The sequence below is a fragment of the Bacteroidales bacterium genome (assembly GCA_018334875.1).
GTDB lineage: Bacteria > Bacteroidota > Bacteroidia > Bacteroidales > UBA12077 > JAGXLC01.
The window spans coordinates 1-21,119 of sequence record JAGXLC010000020.1; the positions used below are offsets into that span (position 1 = coordinate 1).

At 38.2% G+C, this 21,119-nt stretch carries 19 protein-coding genes and 1 tRNA gene; 11 read left to right on the forward strand and 9 right to left on the reverse strand.

Annotated elements, in window-relative coordinates:
* The coding region (locus KGY70_03240) for a hypothetical protein (GenBank protein MBS3774181.1) at positions 1-521 on the reverse strand (521 nt) is incomplete at its 3' end.
* Between the two features lie 121 nt (positions 522-642).
* Positions 643-1,161, reverse strand: a complete 519-nt coding sequence (locus KGY70_03245; GenBank protein ID MBS3774182.1) for a hypothetical protein — start codon at positions 1,159-1,161, stop codon at positions 643-645.
* Positions 1,162-1,290: 129 nt separating this feature from the next.
* On the opposite strand from KGY70_03245, the gene KGY70_03250 reads away from it, so the two are divergent.
* A complete protein-coding gene (locus tag KGY70_03250; protein ID MBS3774183.1) occupies positions 1,291-1,518 on the forward strand; it encodes a DUF2905 domain-containing protein in 228 nt (75 codons plus the stop codon).
* Positions 1,519-1,521: 3 nt separating this feature from the next.
* On the opposite strand, the gene KGY70_03255 is transcribed toward KGY70_03250, so the two are convergent.
* Genes KGY70_03255 through KGY70_03270 form a run of 4 tightly spaced genes read right to left on the reverse strand, consistent with a single transcriptional unit; the run spans position 1,522 to position 4,864 of the window.
* Entirely contained in the window at positions 1,522-2,322 is an 801-nt protein-coding gene (locus KGY70_03255; GenBank protein ID MBS3774184.1) for an SDR family NAD(P)-dependent oxidoreductase, read from the reverse strand.
* Positions 2,322-3,311: an SDR family oxidoreductase gene (locus KGY70_03260; GenBank protein ID MBS3774185.1), complete on the reverse strand. Its 990-nt coding sequence runs from the start codon at positions 3,309-3,311 to the stop codon at positions 2,322-2,324. The genes KGY70_03255 and KGY70_03260 overlap by 1 nt, the downstream gene beginning before the upstream one ends.
* Positions 3,308-4,051 (reverse strand): CPBP family intramembrane metalloprotease, encoded by a 744-nt coding sequence (locus KGY70_03265; GenBank protein ID MBS3774186.1) that lies wholly within the window; start codon positions 4,049-4,051, stop codon positions 3,308-3,310. The genes KGY70_03260 and KGY70_03265 overlap by 4 nt, the downstream gene beginning before the upstream one ends.
* Before the next feature lie 6 nt (positions 4,052-4,057).
* A complete protein-coding gene (locus KGY70_03270) occupies positions 4,058-4,864 on the reverse strand; it encodes an SDR family oxidoreductase (GenBank protein ID MBS3774187.1) in 807 nt (268 codons plus the stop codon).
* Positions 4,865-5,440: 576 nt separating this feature from the next.
* On the opposite strand from KGY70_03270, the gene KGY70_03275 reads away from it, so the two are divergent.
* Both KGY70_03275 and KGY70_03280 read left to right on the forward strand, forming a co-directional pair.
* Positions 5,441-5,513: transfer RNA gene (locus KGY70_03275), tRNA-Lys, on the forward strand.
* Between the two features lie 310 nt (positions 5,514-5,823).
* Positions 5,824-7,134: an MFS transporter gene (locus KGY70_03280; protein MBS3774188.1), complete on the forward strand. Its 1,311-nt coding sequence runs from the start codon at positions 5,824-5,826 to the stop codon at positions 7,132-7,134.
* A 438-nt stretch (positions 7,135-7,572) separates the two neighbouring features.
* Here the strand turns inward: KGY70_03280 and KGY70_03285 are convergent, their stop codons facing one another.
* Positions 7,573-8,607, reverse strand: a complete 1,035-nt coding sequence (locus tag KGY70_03285) for a quinone-dependent dihydroorotate dehydrogenase (GenBank protein MBS3774189.1) — start codon at positions 8,605-8,607, stop codon at positions 7,573-7,575.
* A 28-nt stretch (positions 8,608-8,635) separates the two neighbouring features.
* Positions 8,636-9,055, reverse strand: coding sequence for a helix-turn-helix transcriptional regulator (locus KGY70_03290; protein ID MBS3774190.1), 420 nt, complete (start codon positions 9,053-9,055; stop codon positions 8,636-8,638).
* A gap of 1,809 nt (positions 9,056-10,864) precedes the next feature.
* On the opposite strand from KGY70_03290, the gene KGY70_03295 reads away from it, so the two are divergent.
* From KGY70_03295 to hemG, 7 genes are all read left to right on the forward strand, one after another.
* A complete protein-coding gene (locus KGY70_03295; GenBank protein ID MBS3774191.1) occupies positions 10,865-12,034 on the forward strand; it encodes an adenylate kinase in 1,170 nt (389 codons plus the stop codon).
* A gap of 56 nt (positions 12,035-12,090) precedes the next feature.
* Positions 12,091-12,402, forward strand: a complete 312-nt coding sequence (locus tag KGY70_03300; GenBank protein ID MBS3774192.1) for a DUF4491 family protein — start codon at positions 12,091-12,093, stop codon at positions 12,400-12,402.
* 12 nt (positions 12,403-12,414) lie between these two features.
* Positions 12,415-12,726, forward strand: a complete 312-nt coding sequence (locus tag KGY70_03305; protein MBS3774193.1) for a DUF4491 family protein — start codon at positions 12,415-12,417, stop codon at positions 12,724-12,726.
* A 668-nt stretch (positions 12,727-13,394) separates the two neighbouring features.
* Positions 13,395-15,527, forward strand: a complete 2,133-nt coding sequence (locus KGY70_03310; protein ID MBS3774194.1) for a TonB-dependent receptor — start codon at positions 13,395-13,397, stop codon at positions 15,525-15,527.
* Between the two features lies 1 nt (position 15,528).
* Positions 15,529-16,776: an MFS transporter gene (locus tag KGY70_03315; GenBank protein MBS3774195.1), complete on the forward strand. Its 1,248-nt coding sequence runs from the start codon at positions 15,529-15,531 to the stop codon at positions 16,774-16,776.
* An 11-nt stretch (positions 16,777-16,787) separates the two neighbouring features.
* Entirely contained in the window at positions 16,788-18,167 is a 1,380-nt protein-coding gene (gene hemN, locus KGY70_03320) for an oxygen-independent coproporphyrinogen III oxidase (GenBank protein MBS3774196.1), read from the forward strand.
* An 11-nt stretch (positions 18,168-18,178) separates the two neighbouring features.
* Positions 18,179-19,552 carry a protoporphyrinogen oxidase gene (gene hemG, locus KGY70_03325; GenBank protein MBS3774197.1) on the forward strand — a complete coding sequence of 458 codons (1,374 nt, stop codon included), beginning with the start codon at positions 18,179-18,181 and terminating at the stop codon, positions 19,550-19,552.
* On the opposite strand, the gene KGY70_03330 is transcribed toward hemG, so the two are convergent.
* The gene (locus tag KGY70_03330) at positions 19,543-20,514 is read right to left on the reverse strand and encodes a hypothetical protein (protein MBS3774198.1); all 972 of its coding nucleotides are present in this window, start codon (positions 20,512-20,514) and stop codon (positions 19,543-19,545) included. The genes hemG and KGY70_03330 overlap by 10 nt on opposite strands.
* 182 nt (positions 20,515-20,696) lie before the next feature.
* Here KGY70_03330 and KGY70_03335 point away from each other — a divergent pair, with 182 nt between their 5' ends.
* Positions 20,697-21,080: a DUF1987 domain-containing protein gene (locus KGY70_03335; protein MBS3774199.1), complete on the forward strand. Its 384-nt coding sequence runs from the start codon at positions 20,697-20,699 to the stop codon at positions 21,078-21,080.
* The last annotated feature ends 39 nt before the right edge of the window (positions 21,081-21,119 follow it).

Below are 21,119 nucleotides of genomic sequence, written 5' to 3' on the forward strand. Positions count from 1 at the left end.
TTTCCAAGTGAATCAGTGGTTTCGAATTCGCTGTAATCACTCAGCGTTAAAACAGCATTATTTTCAATAGGTTCCTCTGTAGTGTCTGTAGGAAATTCAATGACGATCGCGTCGTCAGGATCTTCCTGTGTAACATTCCACTCTTTCGGTCCTTCCCAGGTGTAAGTACCAACCCACTTGTCGAAGTCAAACTTTTGTTCCGCGCTTCTTTTTAAATGGTTTTCATTGACGGGTTTTAATACTTCCTGAAGATTTTCGAGAACCGTCTCATAACCACTTGCTTTCTGATCAGAAAAGGGATCGTTCTCTTCCGTGATCCCATTGAGTGTTTGCATGGCCTGCATACCCTTTGTATTCTCTATGTCTTCCAGGCTGGTCTTTAGTTCCTGATCATTCTGTTCAAGTGTGGTAATAGCTTCTTCCTTGTCCATGACACTCACTGTGTCATCGTCTTCGCAGCCAGCAAATATCAAAACTGACCCGATAATTGTTAATGTTAAAACTTTCTTAATTGCATTCATAATGTATCCGTTTTTTTGAGATTCTAAAAAAATTGTGTTTACCATTACTGTTTTACTAATTTATTTGTATGATGTTCTGTTTGGTATAAATTATTCAACTTTTAGTCGAATTTAATACGTATCAAAATAGGTTTTGGTTACTTAAATGCTGTGAAAATTTTTTCACCTGCTCATCATCGATATCGCTTATAAAATTGAACAAGAACAGTGTTGAATCAGAAGTATAAATGGTGACATTTTCTCTCCAGGGATCAATCACATTTTTATTAAATATACTCATCTGTGTTGAATCGGACCCATAAGCTTCTACTACACTTTGGAATTTAAGGCTGTCCAAAAACTCCCTCAATTGCTTATTGGTGTCCTCACAGGTTCTGTGTTGATTTTCATTTTCATGCAATATCATTATTCTAAAAGACTGAAATGAATTCTTGCTAAGGTTCAGCGATTCATTTTTTATCACTTCACCCAGCAAAAAATCAGGAACTTTTAATACAGCAATACCTTTTTCTCCTTCATACGATTTTAAAAAGGGACTAACTTCACTTTTCGGCTTGGCCCCGGGATGCTCCAAATGATAGAGCAGAGCAAAAATGATGATGATAATGGCCGAGTAAATAATGATATTGTTTTTATTCATACGAAACCAAAATGTTTTTGTTCTATAAAACAATTGCAATTATCATACCTTTATATTATTAACTTTTGCTAAGTTAAAATATTTTTATTTAGATTTTTAACTTTGTTATATTCCAAATATCACCAAATTATGATGCATCAGATTGGCAAGTACCTTATTATAATAGGAATTGTTGTAGTGGTTATCGGTGTAATCCTGTTTTTCCTGGGCAACAAACTAAGCTGGTTTGGAGATTTACCCGGTGATATAAAGATAAAAAGAGACAACTTTGTTTTTTATGCACCCATAACTTCAATGATCTTGGTGAGTATTGTTTTAAGCTTTCTTCTGTGGCTCTTTTCCAAAATAAGATTTTGATTTTCAAATTTTATCTCTGACATTAAATTTTTTATAAAGCAAATGCTGTTTCAGGCTCCCGGGAATGATCGCATTGAGCTTTGATAATAATACATTCACCAATCCGGGAATAATGACTGTTTTGCCTTTTAAGAGCCGGGAAATAGCTATCTCTGCCATTTTATTTGCCCGCATGGTGGACATTTTTGCCCAGAATCCACCACGACGGATTCTTTGCAGCACTTCCTGGTTTGTCATAATAGGGCCTGGACATAAGACACTTACTTTCACCGGGGTATCCTTCAATTCTGTCTTTAATGCCCTCGAAAAGGAATAGACAAAATTTTTACTGCCTGCATATACCGTTTTAAAGGGTATGGGATAAAAAGCAGCCAGACTTCCCAGGTTAAGAATATAGGCATATTCAAGTTTTCTCATTTCCGGAAGAAAAAGTCTGGTAAGAAGTATCACCGATTCTATGTTCAACCGGATAACATTTTCGTAAAACCGGTAATCATAATCACAAAACGAGCCCTGATGGCCCAGTCCGGCATTGTTGATCAGCATGTTAACTGTAATATTCCTGTTTCTGCAATGGTTGTAAATTTCCCAGGGTGCATTGGGTGTAGTCAAATCAAGGGCAAAGGATTCCACTTCCACCGGATAATTTTTCTTCAGGTAGTGGATGGTGCTGTCAAGACCGGAATCTGGAAGGTCAAGAAGCATCAGATTCATATTCCTTTTTGCGCATTCTATGGCCAGTGCTCTGCCAATCCCAACACTGGCACCTGTAATAAGCGTATATAACTTTCCGGAATGCTCCATTATGACAAATCTTCTTTTATCCATTTAACAGTATGGGATATTCCTTCACTAAGAGAAGTTATGGAATATCCCAGCTTTTCCCGGGCCTTTTTTGAGGAAAGCTCCCAGTTATACATATATTTTTTAACCCATTTGGAAGGCAGAAGCGGGGGTCTGCCCAACATTCTGGAAACAAACATTTGAGTAGAACTAAATATCAGCAGCAGGGGAACGGGTATGGGTATCAGGGGGTATCGTTTGCCGCTCTTTTCCCGGATGAGTTGAAACAATCTTAAATACGAAGCATTTTCACCACCCAGAATATATTGTTCTCCTTTTTCGCCTTTCTGCATTGCCAGGATATGACCGTTCACCACATCGTCTATATACACGTAATTGCCTTTCATTTTTCCACTCCCGGGAATAAACCACCATGTGCCTTTTAAATACCGCTTGACCAAAAGGGTGATGGCATTGCTTTTGGATATTAAGCCCGGACCATAAACTCTTGTGGGATGAACAATAACAATATCCATCCCTTCGAGCACATAATCCTTGGCTTTTTTTTCTCCCATGAATTTTGTGCTTTCGTATTCATTGAAAAAATCATAGTAGCGGGGTGACATTTCATTCAGTGGTTCTTTGAGAGAAGGGCCAAAAGTCCCGCCAGTTGAAGTGAAAACTATTCTTTTTACCTTTTGTTCCTTAGCTATCTCGAAAACATTCAATGTACCGATTAAATTGATCTTGTTATAGAGGGTTGGATCTTTTGCCCATGGTTTTGCATATGCAGCCAGGTGAAATACCCCATCTATGCCCTCCATGGCCTTTTTCAAAATATCTTTATCATCCAGTGTACCATAAAACCATTGTATATTTTCGTGATTAAGTGTTTCCAAGGCTTTTTCCCTGTTTCTCACCAGGGCTCTTACTTCGTTACCACGCTCTGCCAATGTTTGAGCAAGATTTGAGCCAATAAAACCTGTAGCGCCTGTTATGAAATACTTCATAGTATTTTGTTTTTAATTGACATCTCCGGATGGGCTTTTATCGAAAAAAAATCGTAGCTGATGGCCATAAGCCCGTGAATCATAAATGCAGCAAAGAAGGATCCTGTATGGAGTGTAATTACACATAAAATTAGACCAAAGGGGACGGAACCGAGCATCTCTTTTCTTCCCTTTGGTATATGGGCCAGCACATATAATATAATGTTTATCACAATAGCTGTTGCTATACCGAAAGTATAATACAATGAAAACAGCAAAAGCCCTCTGAAAAAGGCTTCGTATGCGAATAAATAAATCAGCCAGGTGGTAAAATTAATAATCAGAGACCTGGTATCCCAATGCTTGATTCGTATCTGTGGATAATGTTGTAAGTTCGATTCCTTACCCGCCATAAAGAAGTTAACCAAAAGGATCAGGGGGGTGAATAGGGCAAGCCAGATGAGGGATTGTTCAAAGTTTTGAACATTAATTCCATAATCCTGAAAACGGATGTTCTGAAAAGAATAAAATATAAACAGGGGAATAAGACCAAAAAAGACAAAGCCCAGGATGCGCTGACTTATAGCTGAAGCGAAAGAAATATTTGGCTTTTCCCATTTTTTCATCTTATTACCCAATAATAAACTCAGGAAATGGTAGGCTGCAAAACCCGCAATAAGCAAACCAAAAGCTATAGCCACATTTGCGTATTCCGGATTATAGAGGTCAGGTGGACTGAATATCTGTTGTATTCTATTCATTTCTATTTATTTGAAAGGTGAATCGGGTTCTTTGGCCATAACTTTGTAGGTGATTTGATCCAGGAGTTTGGGAGCAATTTTCTTAAGTAAAACGGTTAACTTTCCTTCCGTAGTCATAATGATTGTCCGGTTCCTTTTTTTAATTCCCCTGGCAACAATTTCAGCTACCCGTTCCGGAGACATCATTTTGGATTCATCTCTCGGACTCTTTCCCTGCGCTTTACCATCAGGACCCAGAGCTGATTTGCGTACATCAGTGGAAGTGAAGCCCGGTGCAGCAATCATTACATGCAGACCTTTCCTTAGGGTCTCAACCCTTAATGATTCCAGGAAGCCCTGCATGGCAAATTTTGAGGAAGAATATCCGGTTCTTCCGGGAAGTCCATGAAATCCTGCAATCGATGATATTCCAACTACTGAGCCCTGCGTTTTGAATAAATACGCTAAAGCATATTTCGTACAATATACCGTCCCCCAAAAATTTACATTCATCACTTTTTCCAACACTTCCGGGTGTAGGTCTTCAAACAGGCCTCTCATGGAAAGCCCTGCATTATTGATCAGTACATCAATCCTACCAAACTGACGAACGGTTTTGTCTATAAGATTTTTACAATCAGCCTCCACCGATACATCTGTTTTAACAGTAAGGATCTCTCTGTTTTTTGCTTTTAGGTCTTGTTCTATTTCTTCTAATTTTTCTTTATTACGGGCAGCCAATACTACCCGGGCGCCTTTATCCGAAAATACATACGCAAATGCTTTCCCTATACCCGATGAGGCTCCGGTAATTATAATAACTTTATCTTCCATTTCGTTGCATTTTATTCAGCGCTTAAATGTATTCATTTTTTCATGATTTCATTTAACAACGCTGGAAAACATTTGCACAGCCATCAACATTACATATTTAACCCGAATTATTCAAGAATAATTCTGACGCTATTGAAAAACCTGGCTTTTTGCTTCAATAAATTTCGCAAAAAGCCGGTTTTTCTAATGCGGGGTTACCTGCATCCATCCCGCAAACCATCGCGCATTCAAAAACTTTCCCGCTTACAGCGGGAAAGTTTTTGAATAATGCAGGTTAAATTGATGGGACCGAAGTAAGTTGGATACAACCGATTGTACTTAGTGTCTGTCCATAAAGACCTCCGTAATTTACTTTGTGTTGTCGGAGGTTAATATTGATGTTTGAACCAAAGCGTTTCACTGAGAATAAATATGGAGTAACATATGAGGCAATTGGTAAGAATTTCAAAGGTCTTTTGACTTTATACAGAAGCTAATTAATTACTGATTGAGAAGAAATTAATTGGTAAAAGAATTTTTTTCAAAAAAAGTCGGCCAAAAATTTGTATAAATTTTAGAAGGTATTACTTTTGCACCGACTCAGTAGCTCAGTTGGTAGAGCATCGCCCTTTTAAGGCGAGGGCCCTGGGTTCGAGACCCAGCTGAGTCACAAAGTAGCCTCCAAACGGAGGCTTTTTTTATATCCTTGATTTTTCTGTTATTCGAGGGCCTGGCGCTTGAGCGCCACTGAATTTCCTACTAAAGCCCTCGTTCAGAAAGGACTTTTATAGTGCCATAATCCCAGCCATTCAATATGTAACCCTAATTTGGTCAAGCCAAAACCAAACAGGATGCTTTTATTTCTAAAAGCTAGAGCTATGTTTCTAAAACCCTGATTTAATTTTTTAAGAATGTAACCTTCCCTGCCCGTCTCTTAAACAAATGTTTCAACGGCAAGGGCCATTCATGAAGCGCAATGAATGATGTGTTTAATTTTGAGATATTTCCGCGGATCTGGAATTCATCCCTCAGGTCAGGGGCTTGCTAATCCAGCAATTCTTGTTATATTTCGGCCCGTATTGAGCAAAAAGTATCTGATTCTGAAAAAATATTTAACTGTATTCGCTTCATTTATAATGATGCTTTGTATAGGCAGTTTGTATGCGTGGAGTATAATTGCATCCGAACTGATTGATAAATACAATTTTTTGGCTTCTCAGTCTCAGGTTATATTTGGAACTCTAATAGCCATTTTCCCGGTTACAATGATTTTTGTGGGGCAGCTAGGTGAAAAAATCAAGTTCAGGTATATCGGTTACATCTCAGGCTTATTATTTTTTGCAGGTTATTTTATAGCGAGCTATTCTCTCGGTAATTTCATTATAATTTTGTTAGGGATTGGAGTTTTGGTAGGAATGGCAACAGGTTTCGGTTATTGGGTTGCACTAACCTCGCCCATTCAGCTCTTTCCCGAGAGGAAAGGGCTGATTACAGGCATTTCAGCGGCAGGTTTTGGATTAGGCGCAGTATTTATGTCGGAAGTAGCTGAAAAAATCCTGTCTGAGGGTAAAGATGTATTACAATTACTTAGCATTATAGGAATATCATATGGTTTGATTATAGTTACTTTTTCAAATCTAATTTACCAGGATGAAAACACCTTAAACAGAAATAGAAAAGAATCTGTCAAAATAACCAACTTTCTCGGCTCTAAAATTTTTAAAAAATTATTTCTTGGAATATTTCTGGGGACTTTTGCAGGCTTGCTGATAATTGGAAGTTTGAAAATTATCGGAGAACAAGCCAACATCCCAAACCATTATTTGATTCTTGGAGTTTCAATATTCGCTGTTGCAAATTTTTTGGGCAGGCTTGTCTGGGGTTTCCTGAGCGATTACATGGGTGCAAGCTTAAGTATATTTGGGTCATTATTTTTCCAGTCCATAGCAATCATATCGCTGAATATTTTTACTTTATCCGGAATTTCATATATAGTTCTTGCATTTTTTATAGGGTTTGGTTTTGGAGGCAATTTTGTGCTTTTTGCTAAAGAAACGGCTCAAGAATTTGGAGTAAGGAATCTTGGCATTATTTACCCATATGTATTTTTGGGGTATGCAATAGCAGGCTTAGCAGGCCCGTCCATCGGAGGTGCTTTGTTTGATGCTTCAGGAACATACGCTTATTCAATTTTCCTTGCAGGTGTTATGAGCTTTGCCGGTAGTTTACTGTTTTTAAATCACTTTATTAAATCACGAAAACATGAACCTGTAAGACAGTCTGAAAACTAACGTCAAGTACATCAAAGATGACAAATTGATTGCATTCGCAACCGAAACCGTTTAGGGCTTAGGTGCAAATCCCAAATTCCAACTAATGAAACCCGCATGCACGAACCTTCACAACAAGAACATGATTAACATGCGGGTTCCATGGTAATACAAGCAGAGTTTCTGAATTTGGTATATATATCAATTTGAAATTCAATTTTTTAATAAACTGTTACGCTAATGAAACCCGCATCTAGGAACCTTCGCAACAAGGCAATGAATAAATCATGCGGGTTCCATGGCGAAGGAAGCACAAGGCTTGAATTTTGAGGTTCTATTTGATTGAATTACAAACATATAATCAAACTTTATCCGAATGAATGTAAAATTTGAAAATTGGTAAAAGGACAAAAAGGAACAGCATTTCAGCTTTTTTAACTGATTTATAGATTTTGTTTCTCAGGTATTTCTTATTAATTCCCGGTTAATTTTTTTTACAAAACCTGGACCGTTGTAGATGAATCCCGTATAAATCTGTACCAGGGTGGCTCCGGCAGATAATTTTTCAATTGCATCTTCAGGGCTCATGATTCCGCCTACACCAATAATGGGTATTTGCCCCTCACTTTTTTCAGTAAGATAACGGATGATATCAGTAGATCTTTTATTCAGAGGTTTTCCGCTTAATCCGCCTTCACCGATATTCTTAACCGTTTCGGGATCTGATGATAAATGGTTTCGCTGTATGGTAGTATTGGTGGCAATAATCCCCTCGATTCCTGTGCTGTAAAATATATCAACCACATCATCTAGCTGCTGGTTGTCCAGGTCGGGAGAAATCTTTAACAAAATGGGTTTTTCTCTTGCCTTTTCTTTCCTCAGCCTTATAAGCTCATGAAGTATTTTCATTGTATGCGTTTTATCCTGGAGTTCATTCAGGTTTTTAATATTCGGGCAGCTCAGATTGATCACTATGTAATCCACATGGTCATAGATCTTATTGAATGCTGAAACATAGTCATTCAATGCCTTATCGTTAGGTGTTTCTGTGTTTTTGCCGATATTACCTCCAACCACAACACGGGAATTTCTTTTTTTAAGACGTTTTACAGCCTCATCAACACCCTGGTTGTTGAATCCCATCCGGTTGATCAGTGCCTTGTCCCTGGTAAGACGAAATGAGCGGGGCTTTGGATTACCCGGTTGTGGAAGCGGAGTTACCGTTCCGATTTCAATGAAAGAAAACCCAAAATGACTGAATTCTTCGAAAACTTCCGCATTCTTGTCAAATCCTGCGGCCAATCCTACAGGATTATCAAAGGTCATACCCAAAAATTTTCTTTGCAGCCTGAAATCCCTAACTTCATAAATCCGTGAAATAATTTTTGGTACAAAGGGGATGGCAAAAAGGACTTTAAGAAGAGAAATGATGATATGATGAACGGTTTCAGGCTTTAGAATAAACAGCAGCGGACGAAGTAATTTTCGGTACATTTTTTCTGCAAAGATATATAATGACAGGCTATTTTTTATTTCCCGGAGTATATTCTTCAAAGTGGTTATCGGAATAAAAGATGACAATTCTTTCAACATAAGGCGATACATCTGGTTTGGCTTCAACTTCACGAGAATTTGCTGTTTGATCTTTATCCGGGGGATTATTCTGAATATCGGATTCTCGTGGAGTTGATTTTTCAGGCTGCCTTTCAAACGACATAGCAGTCTGTTTTTCTTTGGCATACATCGTGCCCTCTCCAAGTATAAGCCATTTGGGGTTGATATCTTTATAATATTGAAGGAATTTGTGTATGAAATCATAACTGGGTTTGTTTCTCCCGGATAATATGTGTGAGATGCTTGAGCGTTGTACACCGATTTCATCTGCCAGTCTGGTAGAGGTCATGTTGTGTGCCTTCAAAAATTCCATGAGCCTTTCTTTCATAGTCCAAGTATTTGTTACAAAAGTAATAAAAATAATTGGTTCTTTGATTTACAATTGTAACTATTCTAAAATTACAAATGTGAAAAATGTAAAACTAATGAAACCCGCATCTAGGAACCTTCACAACAAGGCAATGAATAAAGCATGCGGGTTCCATGGCAAAGGAAGCACAAGGTTCGAACCTTGATATATTATTTAATTAAAGCACAACCCTATAATCAAACTTTACACTAATGAATGAAAATATGGGTGCGGAAGATCTCTCAACAGAGCTATATCGGTTATCAATATGCCCATACAATCAATAAAAATGAGCTTTATTAACAATTGATTACTCCACAGGCTACTATGAATATCCAGATATTTTATATACCTAAACTTTCACATAAATTATTTGATGTAAATCACTGGTAAATTTATTATTGCATTCAAAACATCTTCTTTTTTAAAGCTGGAATCCTCATAATACGTTATAAAATATGAAGTTTTTATTAAAAAGAATTTTGTAAAACACTGGTTAAACGATAAAAAATATTTTTACACAATTATAAATTGCGTCATAGGCAGGCCGGACTGACAAATGTTATTTCCATTTGTTTTTGGTTGGTGCACGTATTTACATAAGTGAAAATATACAAGAATCAAGTATGTTACAATTGTAATTTTATGTTTCTACAAAGCATAGATTGTATTCCCAATTTATTCCAAACAATCTTTTTTATGTCATCCGGCCGCTGCCGGATTTCAGTTGTGTGTGAATTTTAGGATGACATATTTGTAGGCCCGGGTGTAAACCCGGGTAATAAGTGATATTCTAGTTTACGGAATTCCGTAGGAATAACATATATTTACTTTTTTGGAAAAAATTAGGAATGCACTCAAAGCATATTGGTAGATTTTCGATAAGCTATGGTTAGTTCATCAGATAAGTGATATTCTCAAAGCAGAATTCTCAAATGTATGAGTTATATATTGCCCGATCCAGACCTTGGTAATATTTGATCATTTTTCATACGCACACCTATGCCTGGGTATATCATATTGCCCTGCATACATGTTTTTTTAATAAAATTCACATTTGTAACATAAAATCAGTTCAGAAATTCACCCGATTTCAATATAAATATATGGACCTCCCACGAATTAATGTCTGTTCCTAAAATTAAAAAGATTTGAAAGCGTCTCTTCTGGAATGTTCGCTGGCAAAGCTTACGAATTTTAAATGCCAAATCCAGAGAGGTCGGCCGTACGTCTCTACCAGGTATATTCGACTGGCATGAAAAACAAGAATAACGCAGCCAGCGGATATTATAGACAGAGCCGAAGGCATTCCTTATTTGGTATAGTTTATTCACTTTTAAAAAGAGGTTGTTGGTATTTATGAATATTTTTACAATCTTTACACAAAATTGATTATTTATTATGAGACCAACACGTTTTCTTTTACCATTGAGCACCTTCCTTTTACGGGCAGGTGTTGCTTTTTTTATTTATGTCAGGTATTTTCAGTATGTTCTGGATTTAAATTTTGATCAGCTTTCTTTTTACCTTTCATCACTTTTTAGCATTTTTGGTGTTCTTTTGGTTTTAGGTGCATTTGAAAAGCGGCACACTTTAACCGTTTTATCCGGTTTAATCCTATTGCTTTTAGGATTATATCAAGTATTTACTTTTACAGGAGATTGGTTTACCATTAACTTTGCTTCAAACTTATTTCTTACGGTAACCGCTTTATTCTTTTTATGTAACGGCAACAAAAACAGATAATAATTTTCTACAAATTCATTTTTAATTAAAAAAGGATAATTTATGTTCAACATTGCACTTTTTGGTCCTCCAGGCGCAGGAAAAGGAACCCAGGCAAAAAAGCTGATGGATAAGTACAATCTTGCCCATCTTTCAACAGGGGATATCCTGAGGGATGAAATGTCTCAGGGAACGGATCTGGGAAAAAAGGTTAAAAATGTAATCGAAAAAGGAGAACTGGTTTCAGACAATCTTATCGTTCAGCTTATTGAAAAAAAGATGCAGGAAACCAGGGATGTCGGCGGATTCTTGTTTGACGGCTTCCCGAGAACCTACATTCAGGCTTATATCCTCGAAGGACTGCTGCTAAAAATGAACACTTCACTTTCTTGTATGATCAGTCTTGAAGTCCCTGAAGATGAACTTATGAAGCGTATGTTGCAAAGGGCCAAGGAAGAAGGCAGAAGCGACGACACTGAAGAAGCCATTCAGCATCGGTTTGAAGAATATAAAAACAAAACCATTCCTGTTGCCAATTTTTACAGAGAAAAAGGCATTTATTATGAAATTGACGGAGTTGGTACCATTGACGAAGTTTTTGATAGGATTGTTCATACCATTGAAGAAAAGCTTACCCAGGAATGGATGAATGTAGTGCTGTATGGTCCTCCTGGCTCGGGCAAGGAAACTCATGGACGAGAACTGGCTGAGAAATATAATCTGACTTATATCTCCATGGGATCAAGGGTATATGAAGAGATGAATAAAGGCACCGAATTGGGGCAGAAAGCAAAATCCTATATCGAAAGAGGTGATATTGTGCCCGACGAATTTGCCATTAATGTAATAGAGGAGCAGATCAAAACCAATCCCAATGCAAGAGGGTTTTTATTTAAAGGATTTCCAAAGACCGTGATTCAAGCTTACATATTGGACGGTTTGCTTCGTAAAATGAATTCATCGGTTTCCTGTGTCCTGAATCTTGACATATCGACACTGGAATCGGTCAAAAGGCTCACAGCACGTGCTCAAACTGAGAAGAAAAGGCCGTATGATCAAAATATAAATACCATTATCCACAGGATAGAGCAATTCGAAACACATACCCGACCTGTTCTTGATTTTTACAAGGACAAGAACATCATTTATCACATTGACGGGGTGAGTTCCCAGGACGAAGTCTTCCAACGGTTATCGGATAACCTGGATCAGGCTTTCAAAGAACTGAGGTAATGAAATATAAAATATTTTTCGATAAAATTGTTCTATTTTTAAGAAGATTATAAAAAATGCCTAACTGGTCGGATTTTAATATCGAAGGATTTGCTATCGGGCTTATGGCCTTTATTATCATCGGTGTATTTCATCCCATTGTCATTAAAGTGGAATATCATTTTGGAAAAAAGGCCTGGCCCGTATTTTTGTTTTCCGGAGTTGTTTTTGCCATACTCTCTCTCTTTTTTCAAAACCAATTCGTTTCGGTAATTTTCGGGGTCTTGGGATTTGCCCTTTTCTGGAGCACTCTGGAACTTTTTAAACAGCATCAGCGCGTATTAAAAGGTCAGGCAAAGAAAAACCCCAACAGATCATACGATGAATAAAAATCATAATATATGGTATTTGATCCGCTGAATATAACGGGTATCCTTGTGGGTGCCGGAGCATTCTTAAGCATTGCTCTCGGAAGATACCTTACCATAAAAGCCGAGTATTATTTCACGAAAAAATTCTGGATCGGGTTTTTGATCATAGGTATCCTTTGCATTGTGTTTTCTTTGATGAGTGAGTCATTCATATTGTCTTCCGTTTTGGGTATACTGGGATTTACTTTTTTATGGGGAATAGGCGAAATCATTGAACAGGAGGAAAGGGTGAAAAAAGGATGGTTTCCCAAAAATCCAAGAAGGAAAAAAGACGCTGAATAATTTTTTATTTAGAAGCATTATAAATTTTATCACTTGCTGGTGACATCCCGGTTGCTATTTTATATCTTTGACCAGCATTTTCAGCAATAAAAACATGTTCTATACGAGTCTTATAACATCTTTGTTACCTTATATCCTGCTTACGGGGATATTCGGAACCCTTTTGGTAAACCACATTACGATTTCCAAAAAAACCGGCGGGGAAGCGATCAATTATACCGCGTCGCGCACAGAGCAAAACATTAATAATTCCGGAACCTTTTTTTATGGAGCTGAAGAAAACAAAGATAAAGAAATAAATGCCGGAAATACAAGCAATTTCTGCCTATCGGCCAAAGCTTCTGAAGATTTAAATAAAGAAAAAAAGCATTATCCGCCTTGTAAGATTCCTTTAATCAGCAATCCTGATTTAAATCGTACCTATAGTTTCAGAGGTCCCCCATCCTGATTTTAATTTTCTGATTGTGAGTTCGTATAACAGGTTTCTGAGCTAGCTGACTGGTTAAGACACCAAAAGGAGCGTAGCAGTTAACTCATAACCACATAGCATCCCTGGTGGTTATGGATAAACAATTTCTCTACGGGATGGAACTCACATATTTCATTTTTTTATTATTCTGTTAATAAAATTTCTCTGCTGATTGTTGTAGTTTATAAAACCAAATGATATGAATGCCTGTTTCAAATGGAGTTTGTTGTTACTAAGTGCAATAGTAACAAGCAATAGCTTATCTGGTCAGGATAAGGAGAAGGGCCTGTCCGACACCCTGCTTGTGGACGAATATTACATCAATGATGTATTGGTAACCGCCAATAAAAAAACCGAGAGATTATCAGAAGTGGCAGCTTCCATCTCTACATTGTCTTCATCTAAAGTTAAGGATAAGCAGATTGAAACCCTGAACGATTTGACTTTTGCTACCCCCAACTTTCATATGCCAGACTATGGTTCAAGTTTAACTTCCCCCGTGTACATAAGGGGTATTGGTTCGAGAATCAATGAACCGGCGGTCGGACTGTATGTAGATGACATTCCTTATTTTGAAAAAGCGGCTTTTGATTTTAATCTGTTCGACATCGAACGCATAGAGGTGTTGAGAGGTCCCCAGGGTACATTGTATGGCCGTAACAGTCTCGGTGGTATTATTAAGGTTTACACGGAAGACAACAAAAACAGGCCTACAACCAATTTTTCTGTGGGATTGGGCAACCATGACAGAAAAACGTATCATTTAAAACAAACCATACCGGTTAATGATAACCTTCTGGCATCTTTCTCAGGAAATTATATGAATCATAACGGATATTACACCAACCAATATGAGCGAAATACCATTGGAGGAAAAGAAGATCTTTCAGGAAGGATGAAGTTGAAATACTCTCCGTCTGAAAGTGCTTCCTATCAATTCATTCTGGATGCAAAAAATACAAAAAACAACGGCTATCCCTATGCCAAAGTGCCTGAGGAAGGAGGCAAAACCACCATCAATTACAACCATGACAGTTACTACAAAAGAAATATTCTTAGTTCGGGATTAAAAGCAGAGTTTGATATTGGTGAATATACGCTGAATTCAGTAACGTCTTATCAACTGCTGGATGATTTCCAGGAAATTGATCAGGATTTTACACCTGCCCGACTTGTATACGTTACTCAGGACAGACGCCATCATATGCTAACCCAGGAAATCAATTTTTCCGTTTCTCAAAACAAAAGACTGGACTTCGTTACAGGAGTTTTTGGTTTTTATCAGTTGAGAGATAAACAGGTAGATGCGCATTTTGGTGAAGATTATCCTAATCCACACAATAGAGACAAAACTTATAGCAAAACCACCGGTGGATTAGCTATTTTCGGACAAATGAGTTATCAGGATTTTCTGATTGAAAACCTGGAAGCTACAGTCGGTTTGCGGTATGATTATGAATTCAACGAATTGGATTACCGCTATTTATTGAATATGAACAACGAGGAACAGTTACAGGATGATTTTGTTCATAAAAAGGGATATCCGGAACTTCTTCCCAAAGTTAGTTTCCATTACTCATGGCATGAAAATCTTGTGCAGTATATGAGTTATACCAAAGGATACAAAAGTGGTGGCTTCAACTCCACTTTTGAGAGAAAACAGGACCAGACTTTTCGCCCTGAGTACAGCCTTAATTACGAAACCGGTTTGAAGTGGTCCTCCAATCGTTTGTCTGCCAATTTATCCCTGTATAATATTGATGTCAAAGACAAGCAGGTTTATCAAATTGACACCCTGAGTCATGGCCCATTGCTAAGAAACGCCGCTCAGGCAAACAGTAGAGGATTCGAGGTTGAATTCAGTCACCGGGCATTGAAAAATTGGTCCAACCATTTCACTTTTGGTTACACCCATGCGCAATATGAAAAATACGTAAAAAATCCCGAAGAAAACATTAACTATAATGGTAATTATATACCATATATCCCGCGCTATACATTCAGTTTAGGAAGCAATTACAGGTGGTTAATGTCCGGAGGTTTGCTGGAGGAGATCAGGTTCCATACCTCTTATCATGGTATCGGTAAACATTACTGGGATAATGAGAACACCATGAAGGAAAATTATTACGGGTTGTTGAACATGCGGATAACCGGTGTATTTGACCGGATCAACTGTTCCATTTGGGCAAAAAATGCACTTAATACAGGTTATAATGTATTCATGTTTGAAGCTTTCAGAAATACTTATGCACAGAAAAACGCCCCGTTGCGGTTCGGTGTTACCTTTTCCAGCAATCTCAATATTCCAAATCTGTTAAATTTGCGCTAATATGAAATCCACGCAGAAATACGGTATATTGCTGAGTCTTTATCTTGCTCAATCCATTCCGATGAGCTTTTTCTCCACCGTTTTACCTGTAATTATGCGGATGGAAGAGTATTCATTATCCAGCATCGGTATGATTCAGCTTATCAAAATACCCTGGGTTGTAAAATTTTTGTGGGGACCTGTTGTCGATCACAATGCCAGGGATAACATGCACTATCGTAAGTGGATTATCGGATCGGAAGTTTTTTATGCTATGGTAATCATTGCTATAGGATTTTTCAACCTCCAAAGCGATTTTACCACCATCATTGTTCTGATGATCCTGGCATTTATGTTATCATCCATTCAGGATATAGGTTCAGATGCCCTGGCCGTGAGGATATTGAAAAAGAAGGAAAGAAGCATGGGCAACAGCATGCAATCCTCGGGAAACTTTCTCGGGACTTTATTCGGCAGCGGGGTTTTGCTTTTTCTCTACACTATAATAGGATGGCAGTATCTTATGCTCGTGCTCAGTGGTATTGTTCTGATTGCGCTCATACCGGTTTCAAGGTACCGGGAACCGAAAAAACAGCAGCAATTCCACATCAAAAGGAACCGGATTGCCTTTTCCAATATATGGGGGTTCTTTCGTCAGAAGCGGATTGGTAAAAGAGTCACGCTCCTGGTAATATTTTATGCAGGTCTCATAGGCATTTTGGCTATGCTTAAACCTTACCTGGTGGATCTGGGTTATACGGTGAAAGAGATTGCTTTTATGACGGGAATTTTTGGTACCGCTTTTGGTGCAGGAAGCGCTTTTCTCGGGGGATATATTTTACGGAGAATCGGTAATTTGAACGGATTGCGCCTATTCGCTTTATATGGATGTTTGGCTGCCGGTTTTATGACATTCATCGCTTTCGGAAACACCCATATCGCATTGATTTATACTGGAATTGCACTAATTTGGAGTGCTTATGGCATGGCCTCCGTAGCAATATTTACAATCTCAATGAATACGGTACGTAAAGGGAAAGAAGGTACCGATTATACGCTTCAGATTGTATTGACACACCTGAGCAGTCTTTTGGTGGTAGTTATCAGCGGAAGAATAGGGGACTGGATCGGCTATTCAGGATTATTCCTTGTTGAAACGGTGGTTGGTCTTATTGTAACCCTGAGCATAGGTAGATTATACTTTGATCCTGAACTGCCTGCTGAACCTGAACCTGAATCCACTTATGCTTTGTCCGAACAAAGTGTTTAAAAGTTATTTTTATGCAAATAGATACAGCGCTCATAAAAAAATATAACAAGCCGGGACCCAGGTATACGAGTTATCCCCCGGCCAATTACTTTACGGAAGAATTCACCGGTAAAGACTTTATTCAGATGGTCAGAGATTCCAATGATGAATGGCCTTCTAACATATCTCTGTATATACACATTCCTTTTTGTCCCCAAATTTGTTATTTCTGCGGGTGCAATACCAATTTAATGCCCGAAAGGCAGGAAATAGAAAGATATATCCATAATGTGAAAAAAGAGATCGGGTTTGTTGCTGAAAATCTGGATAAAACCCGGCAGGTCACTCAGATTCACTGGGGCGGTGGCACACCTAATGCTCTGAATCTGGATTATGTGGAAGAGATCATGGATTTGATTTATAATACCTTCTCCCTGTCTCCTGATCCGGAAATTGCTATGGAATGCAGCCCGGCTTATCTGGAGCTTGACCATATTGTACGTCTGGCCAACATGGGATTTAACAGGATGAGCCTGGGAATTCAGGACTTTAACCCCGACCTGTTGAAAAGATTACATCGGCGACCATCAAAATATCCCATAAAAGATATTTACCGCACGGCTAAAAAAGCGGGTTTTGAGGGTGTCAACTTCGATTTTGTTTATGGTCTCCCTTCTCAAACGGTGGAAGATCATACTGAAAGCATTAAACAAGCGCTGGCAATCTATCCGGAAAGGATTGTTACCTTTTCTTATGCGCATGTTCCCTGGTTCAAAGAGCATCAGAAAAAGCTTGAATCTTATGATATTCCCCAGGCCGATACAAAGCTTAAGATGCTTAAATCATCTTTTAAGCTTCTAACGGAAAATGGTTATTTGGCGATTGGTATGGACCATTATGCCAAGCCAGGGGATGAACTGAGCCTTGCCCTGAAAAATAAAACCCTCCACAGAAATTTCCAGGGATATTGCACCAAAGATAAAACCGGTCAGGTTTACGCTTTTGGTGCTACAGGCATCAGCCAGCTTGCCGGGGGATATAGCCAAAACACCAGAAAACTGAGCGATTACAATCAAATACTTGAAAATGATCGGTTGCCTGTATTCCGGGGCTACAAGCTAAACAAAAGTGAAAAGATCCGCAGGAAGGCACTCAATGAAATCATGTGTAATCATTACCTTGATTTTAAATCTGTTGCAGAGGAATTTGATATAACCCCCGAAAAAATTAAGCAGGTGCTTGAATACAATCCGAAAAGTCTGGAGGAATTTGCAGGCGACGGGTTGCTTAGTTATGACGATCAGGTGGTCAATGTAACTTCCAGGGGTTTTTTCCTGATCAGAAACATTGCCATGGCTTTTGACCCGCTGATGAAATCCTCATCCGGGAACCGGTATTCAAAAACGATATAAAAGCAGAAACCATGAATGCACATTATGATATTGTAATATTAGGAGCTGGTCTTACCGGCTTGACAATGGCACACAAGTTAAAAGATTCGGACCAGTCGGTACTGGTTTTGGAAAAAAATGACAGGCCGGGTGGAGTAATCGGCACACAGAGAGAAAACGGATTTATTTATGAGGAAGGACCCAATACGGGCATCGTTAAGTATGGTGAAGTAGCCGAATTATTCGATGAACTGAATGATTATTGCAAGCCTTTTATACCTGATGAATCCGTAAAAAAAAGATATATCTGGAAAAATGACCGCTGGGAAAAACTTCCCTCCGGACTGAAGGAAGGAATCAAAACACCACTTTTTAGCCGAAAAGACAAATTCAGAATCCTTGGGGAGCCTTTTCGTAAACCAGGCAGAAATCCGGAAGAAACCCTGGATGCTATGGTCAGAAGAAGAATGGGAGAGACCTTTCTGCATTATGCAGTGGATCCATTCATATTGGGTGTTTATGCCGGTGATCCCTCCATGATCGTACCCAAATATGCACTTCCAAAACTATATTATCTGGAACAGGATTATGGAAGTTTCATCGGAGGGGCTGTAAAAAAGAAATTTGAGAAAAAAGATGAGATGGAAAAAAAGGCTACAAAAAATGTCTTTTCTGTAAAGGGGGGATTGAGCAATCTGACCACCGCACTGTATAAATCCGCCGGAAAAGATCGGTTCCTCTTTAACATAGAAGGCCTGAAGGTTAAACCTGAAAGCAATCATTTTGAAGTAGAGTTTCAGCACCAGGGGAAAAACGGAAAAATCAAAGCAAACCGTGTGATTTCCACAGTAGGAGCTTACGAACTCCCTTCCATCTTCCCGTTTCTGGATAAGGGTGATATCAATGATATTACAAACCTTAAATACGCTAAAGTTGTTCAGGCGGCTGTTGGTTTTAAAAACTGGCAAGGTCCACAACTGGATGGTTTTGGAGGTCTGGTTCCTCATATTGAAAAAAGGGATATCCTGGGAGCTTTATTTATGTCATCCTTTCTGCCGGATCGGGCCCCGGATGGAGGCCAGCTTTTTGCCATATTCATGGGAGGAATCAGAAGAGAGGAGTTGTATGAAAAATCAGATCAGCAACTGACCGGTTTACTGGAAAAAGAAATGAAACACATGTTTGGGCTGAATCAATTTCAACCGGATTTATTAAGGTTCCACCGTTATCAATATGCCATACCCCAGTATGGAAAAGAGAGTAGCAAACGGTTTAAATCCATAAAAAAAATTGAAAATCAACACAAAGGCCTTATTATTGCGGGTAATTTAAAGGGCGGAATCGGCATGGCTGACCGGATCAAACAAGCTGCCGACATTGCCGAAATGCTCCACAATCAATTATAAAATTTATAATTATACCGGTAAAGCACTTTATAATCATAAACGGCATAATACACTTCTGCCTTTTCTACAATTCCCCGGGCATTATAAAAATATTTTTTGCTGGAATAATCATCCGCCCTGGAATCATACCACATCTCTTTCGATAAATGCCCATTGCTGTTATACTCAAAAATCTTGGATATGTGGATTTCACCTTTAGGCTGCTCTTTTTGTATCTCAACCAACTGATTGCTCCCATTATATTCAAATTCCTTGCGATAGATAAAGTTTCCCTTCTGATATTTTATTTCTTCTACTTTATTATTGTTGCCATCAAACTTATACGATATCTTTTTAATCCTCTTCCCTTCGGGAGTGAATTCCAGATATTCCGTATGGTTTCCGTTATCATCGTATTTATTGACAATTCTCAGCGTTAGCTGGTCTTGTGGGTCCAGCACCCTTATTTTCGCATTATTAGCTTCGTAAGAGAACAATCTTCTTTCTACAAGATTACCATCCCGGTCTTTTTTAATGATTTTGGTCAGTTTGCCCTCATTATTGTATTGATAGTTGATAACCCGGTGTTCACTTCCATTGAACCGGCTTTCCCTTGTTTTCTTCCCGTCGTTGTTATAATCTATAGTCTGCTTGAATCGCACCTCATCTTCCTCGACACTGTAATTTACATATTCCGTTTTATCCTGGTTTTTATTGTATTTATAGCTGAGCTCCTGATTGATATCGCCCCGCCGATAATACTCTTCTTTAATGACATTCCCATTTCTGTCGAATTCTTTAAACGCATTTTTGTAACCTTCTTCGGAAGGCTCTCCGTCTTTATACTTAAAATTAACCTGAATCTGTGCCTTAATATTCTGGTTGATGATGGTATTTTTTTCCAAAGCATCGGGCAATTGTGCACTAACTTCATTGCTGAAGGCCAAAAACATGATCAGGAACAAAATAAATAATTTTTTCATACTGCTTATCAGGATTATCTGTAATTTGACTCGTTCAAATATAACCAAAAAACTCATTTTACGTAGAATTTTATGTTCTGTTCTCATTTAATCAATTTCTACGCAAAAAAGATTTATAAGTTTAAGCTATAACCAATATTTTATTAATATATTTGAAACGATAACCACAAAGATCCATATCTATGCAAAATATCCACATTCAGCGATCGCTTGAAAACCCCGATAAACCTGAAGTTAAATTCAATGCTGAAACAGGAGTCTGCGAAATCATTGGTGAATCCTATATGGAATCGACCTACACGTTTTATCTTCCTTTAATGAATTGGATCGAAGAATACATCAAATCCGTTGGCAAAAAAATAACCATTAATATTAAGCTGGTCTATTTCAATACCAGTGCTACCAAGTGCTTACTTGATATTTTTGAAATTCTCAAAAAATACCAGGAAGAGGGAGGAGAAGTAGAGGTGAATTGGTTTTACGATAGTGAAGATCCTGATATGGTTCATGAAGTGGAAGATTTTGAAATTGAATCGGGACTTGAAATCAACCTGAAAGAGTTTTAATTACATTTACATCTCCCAAAAATTCAAAAATCTTTAGCT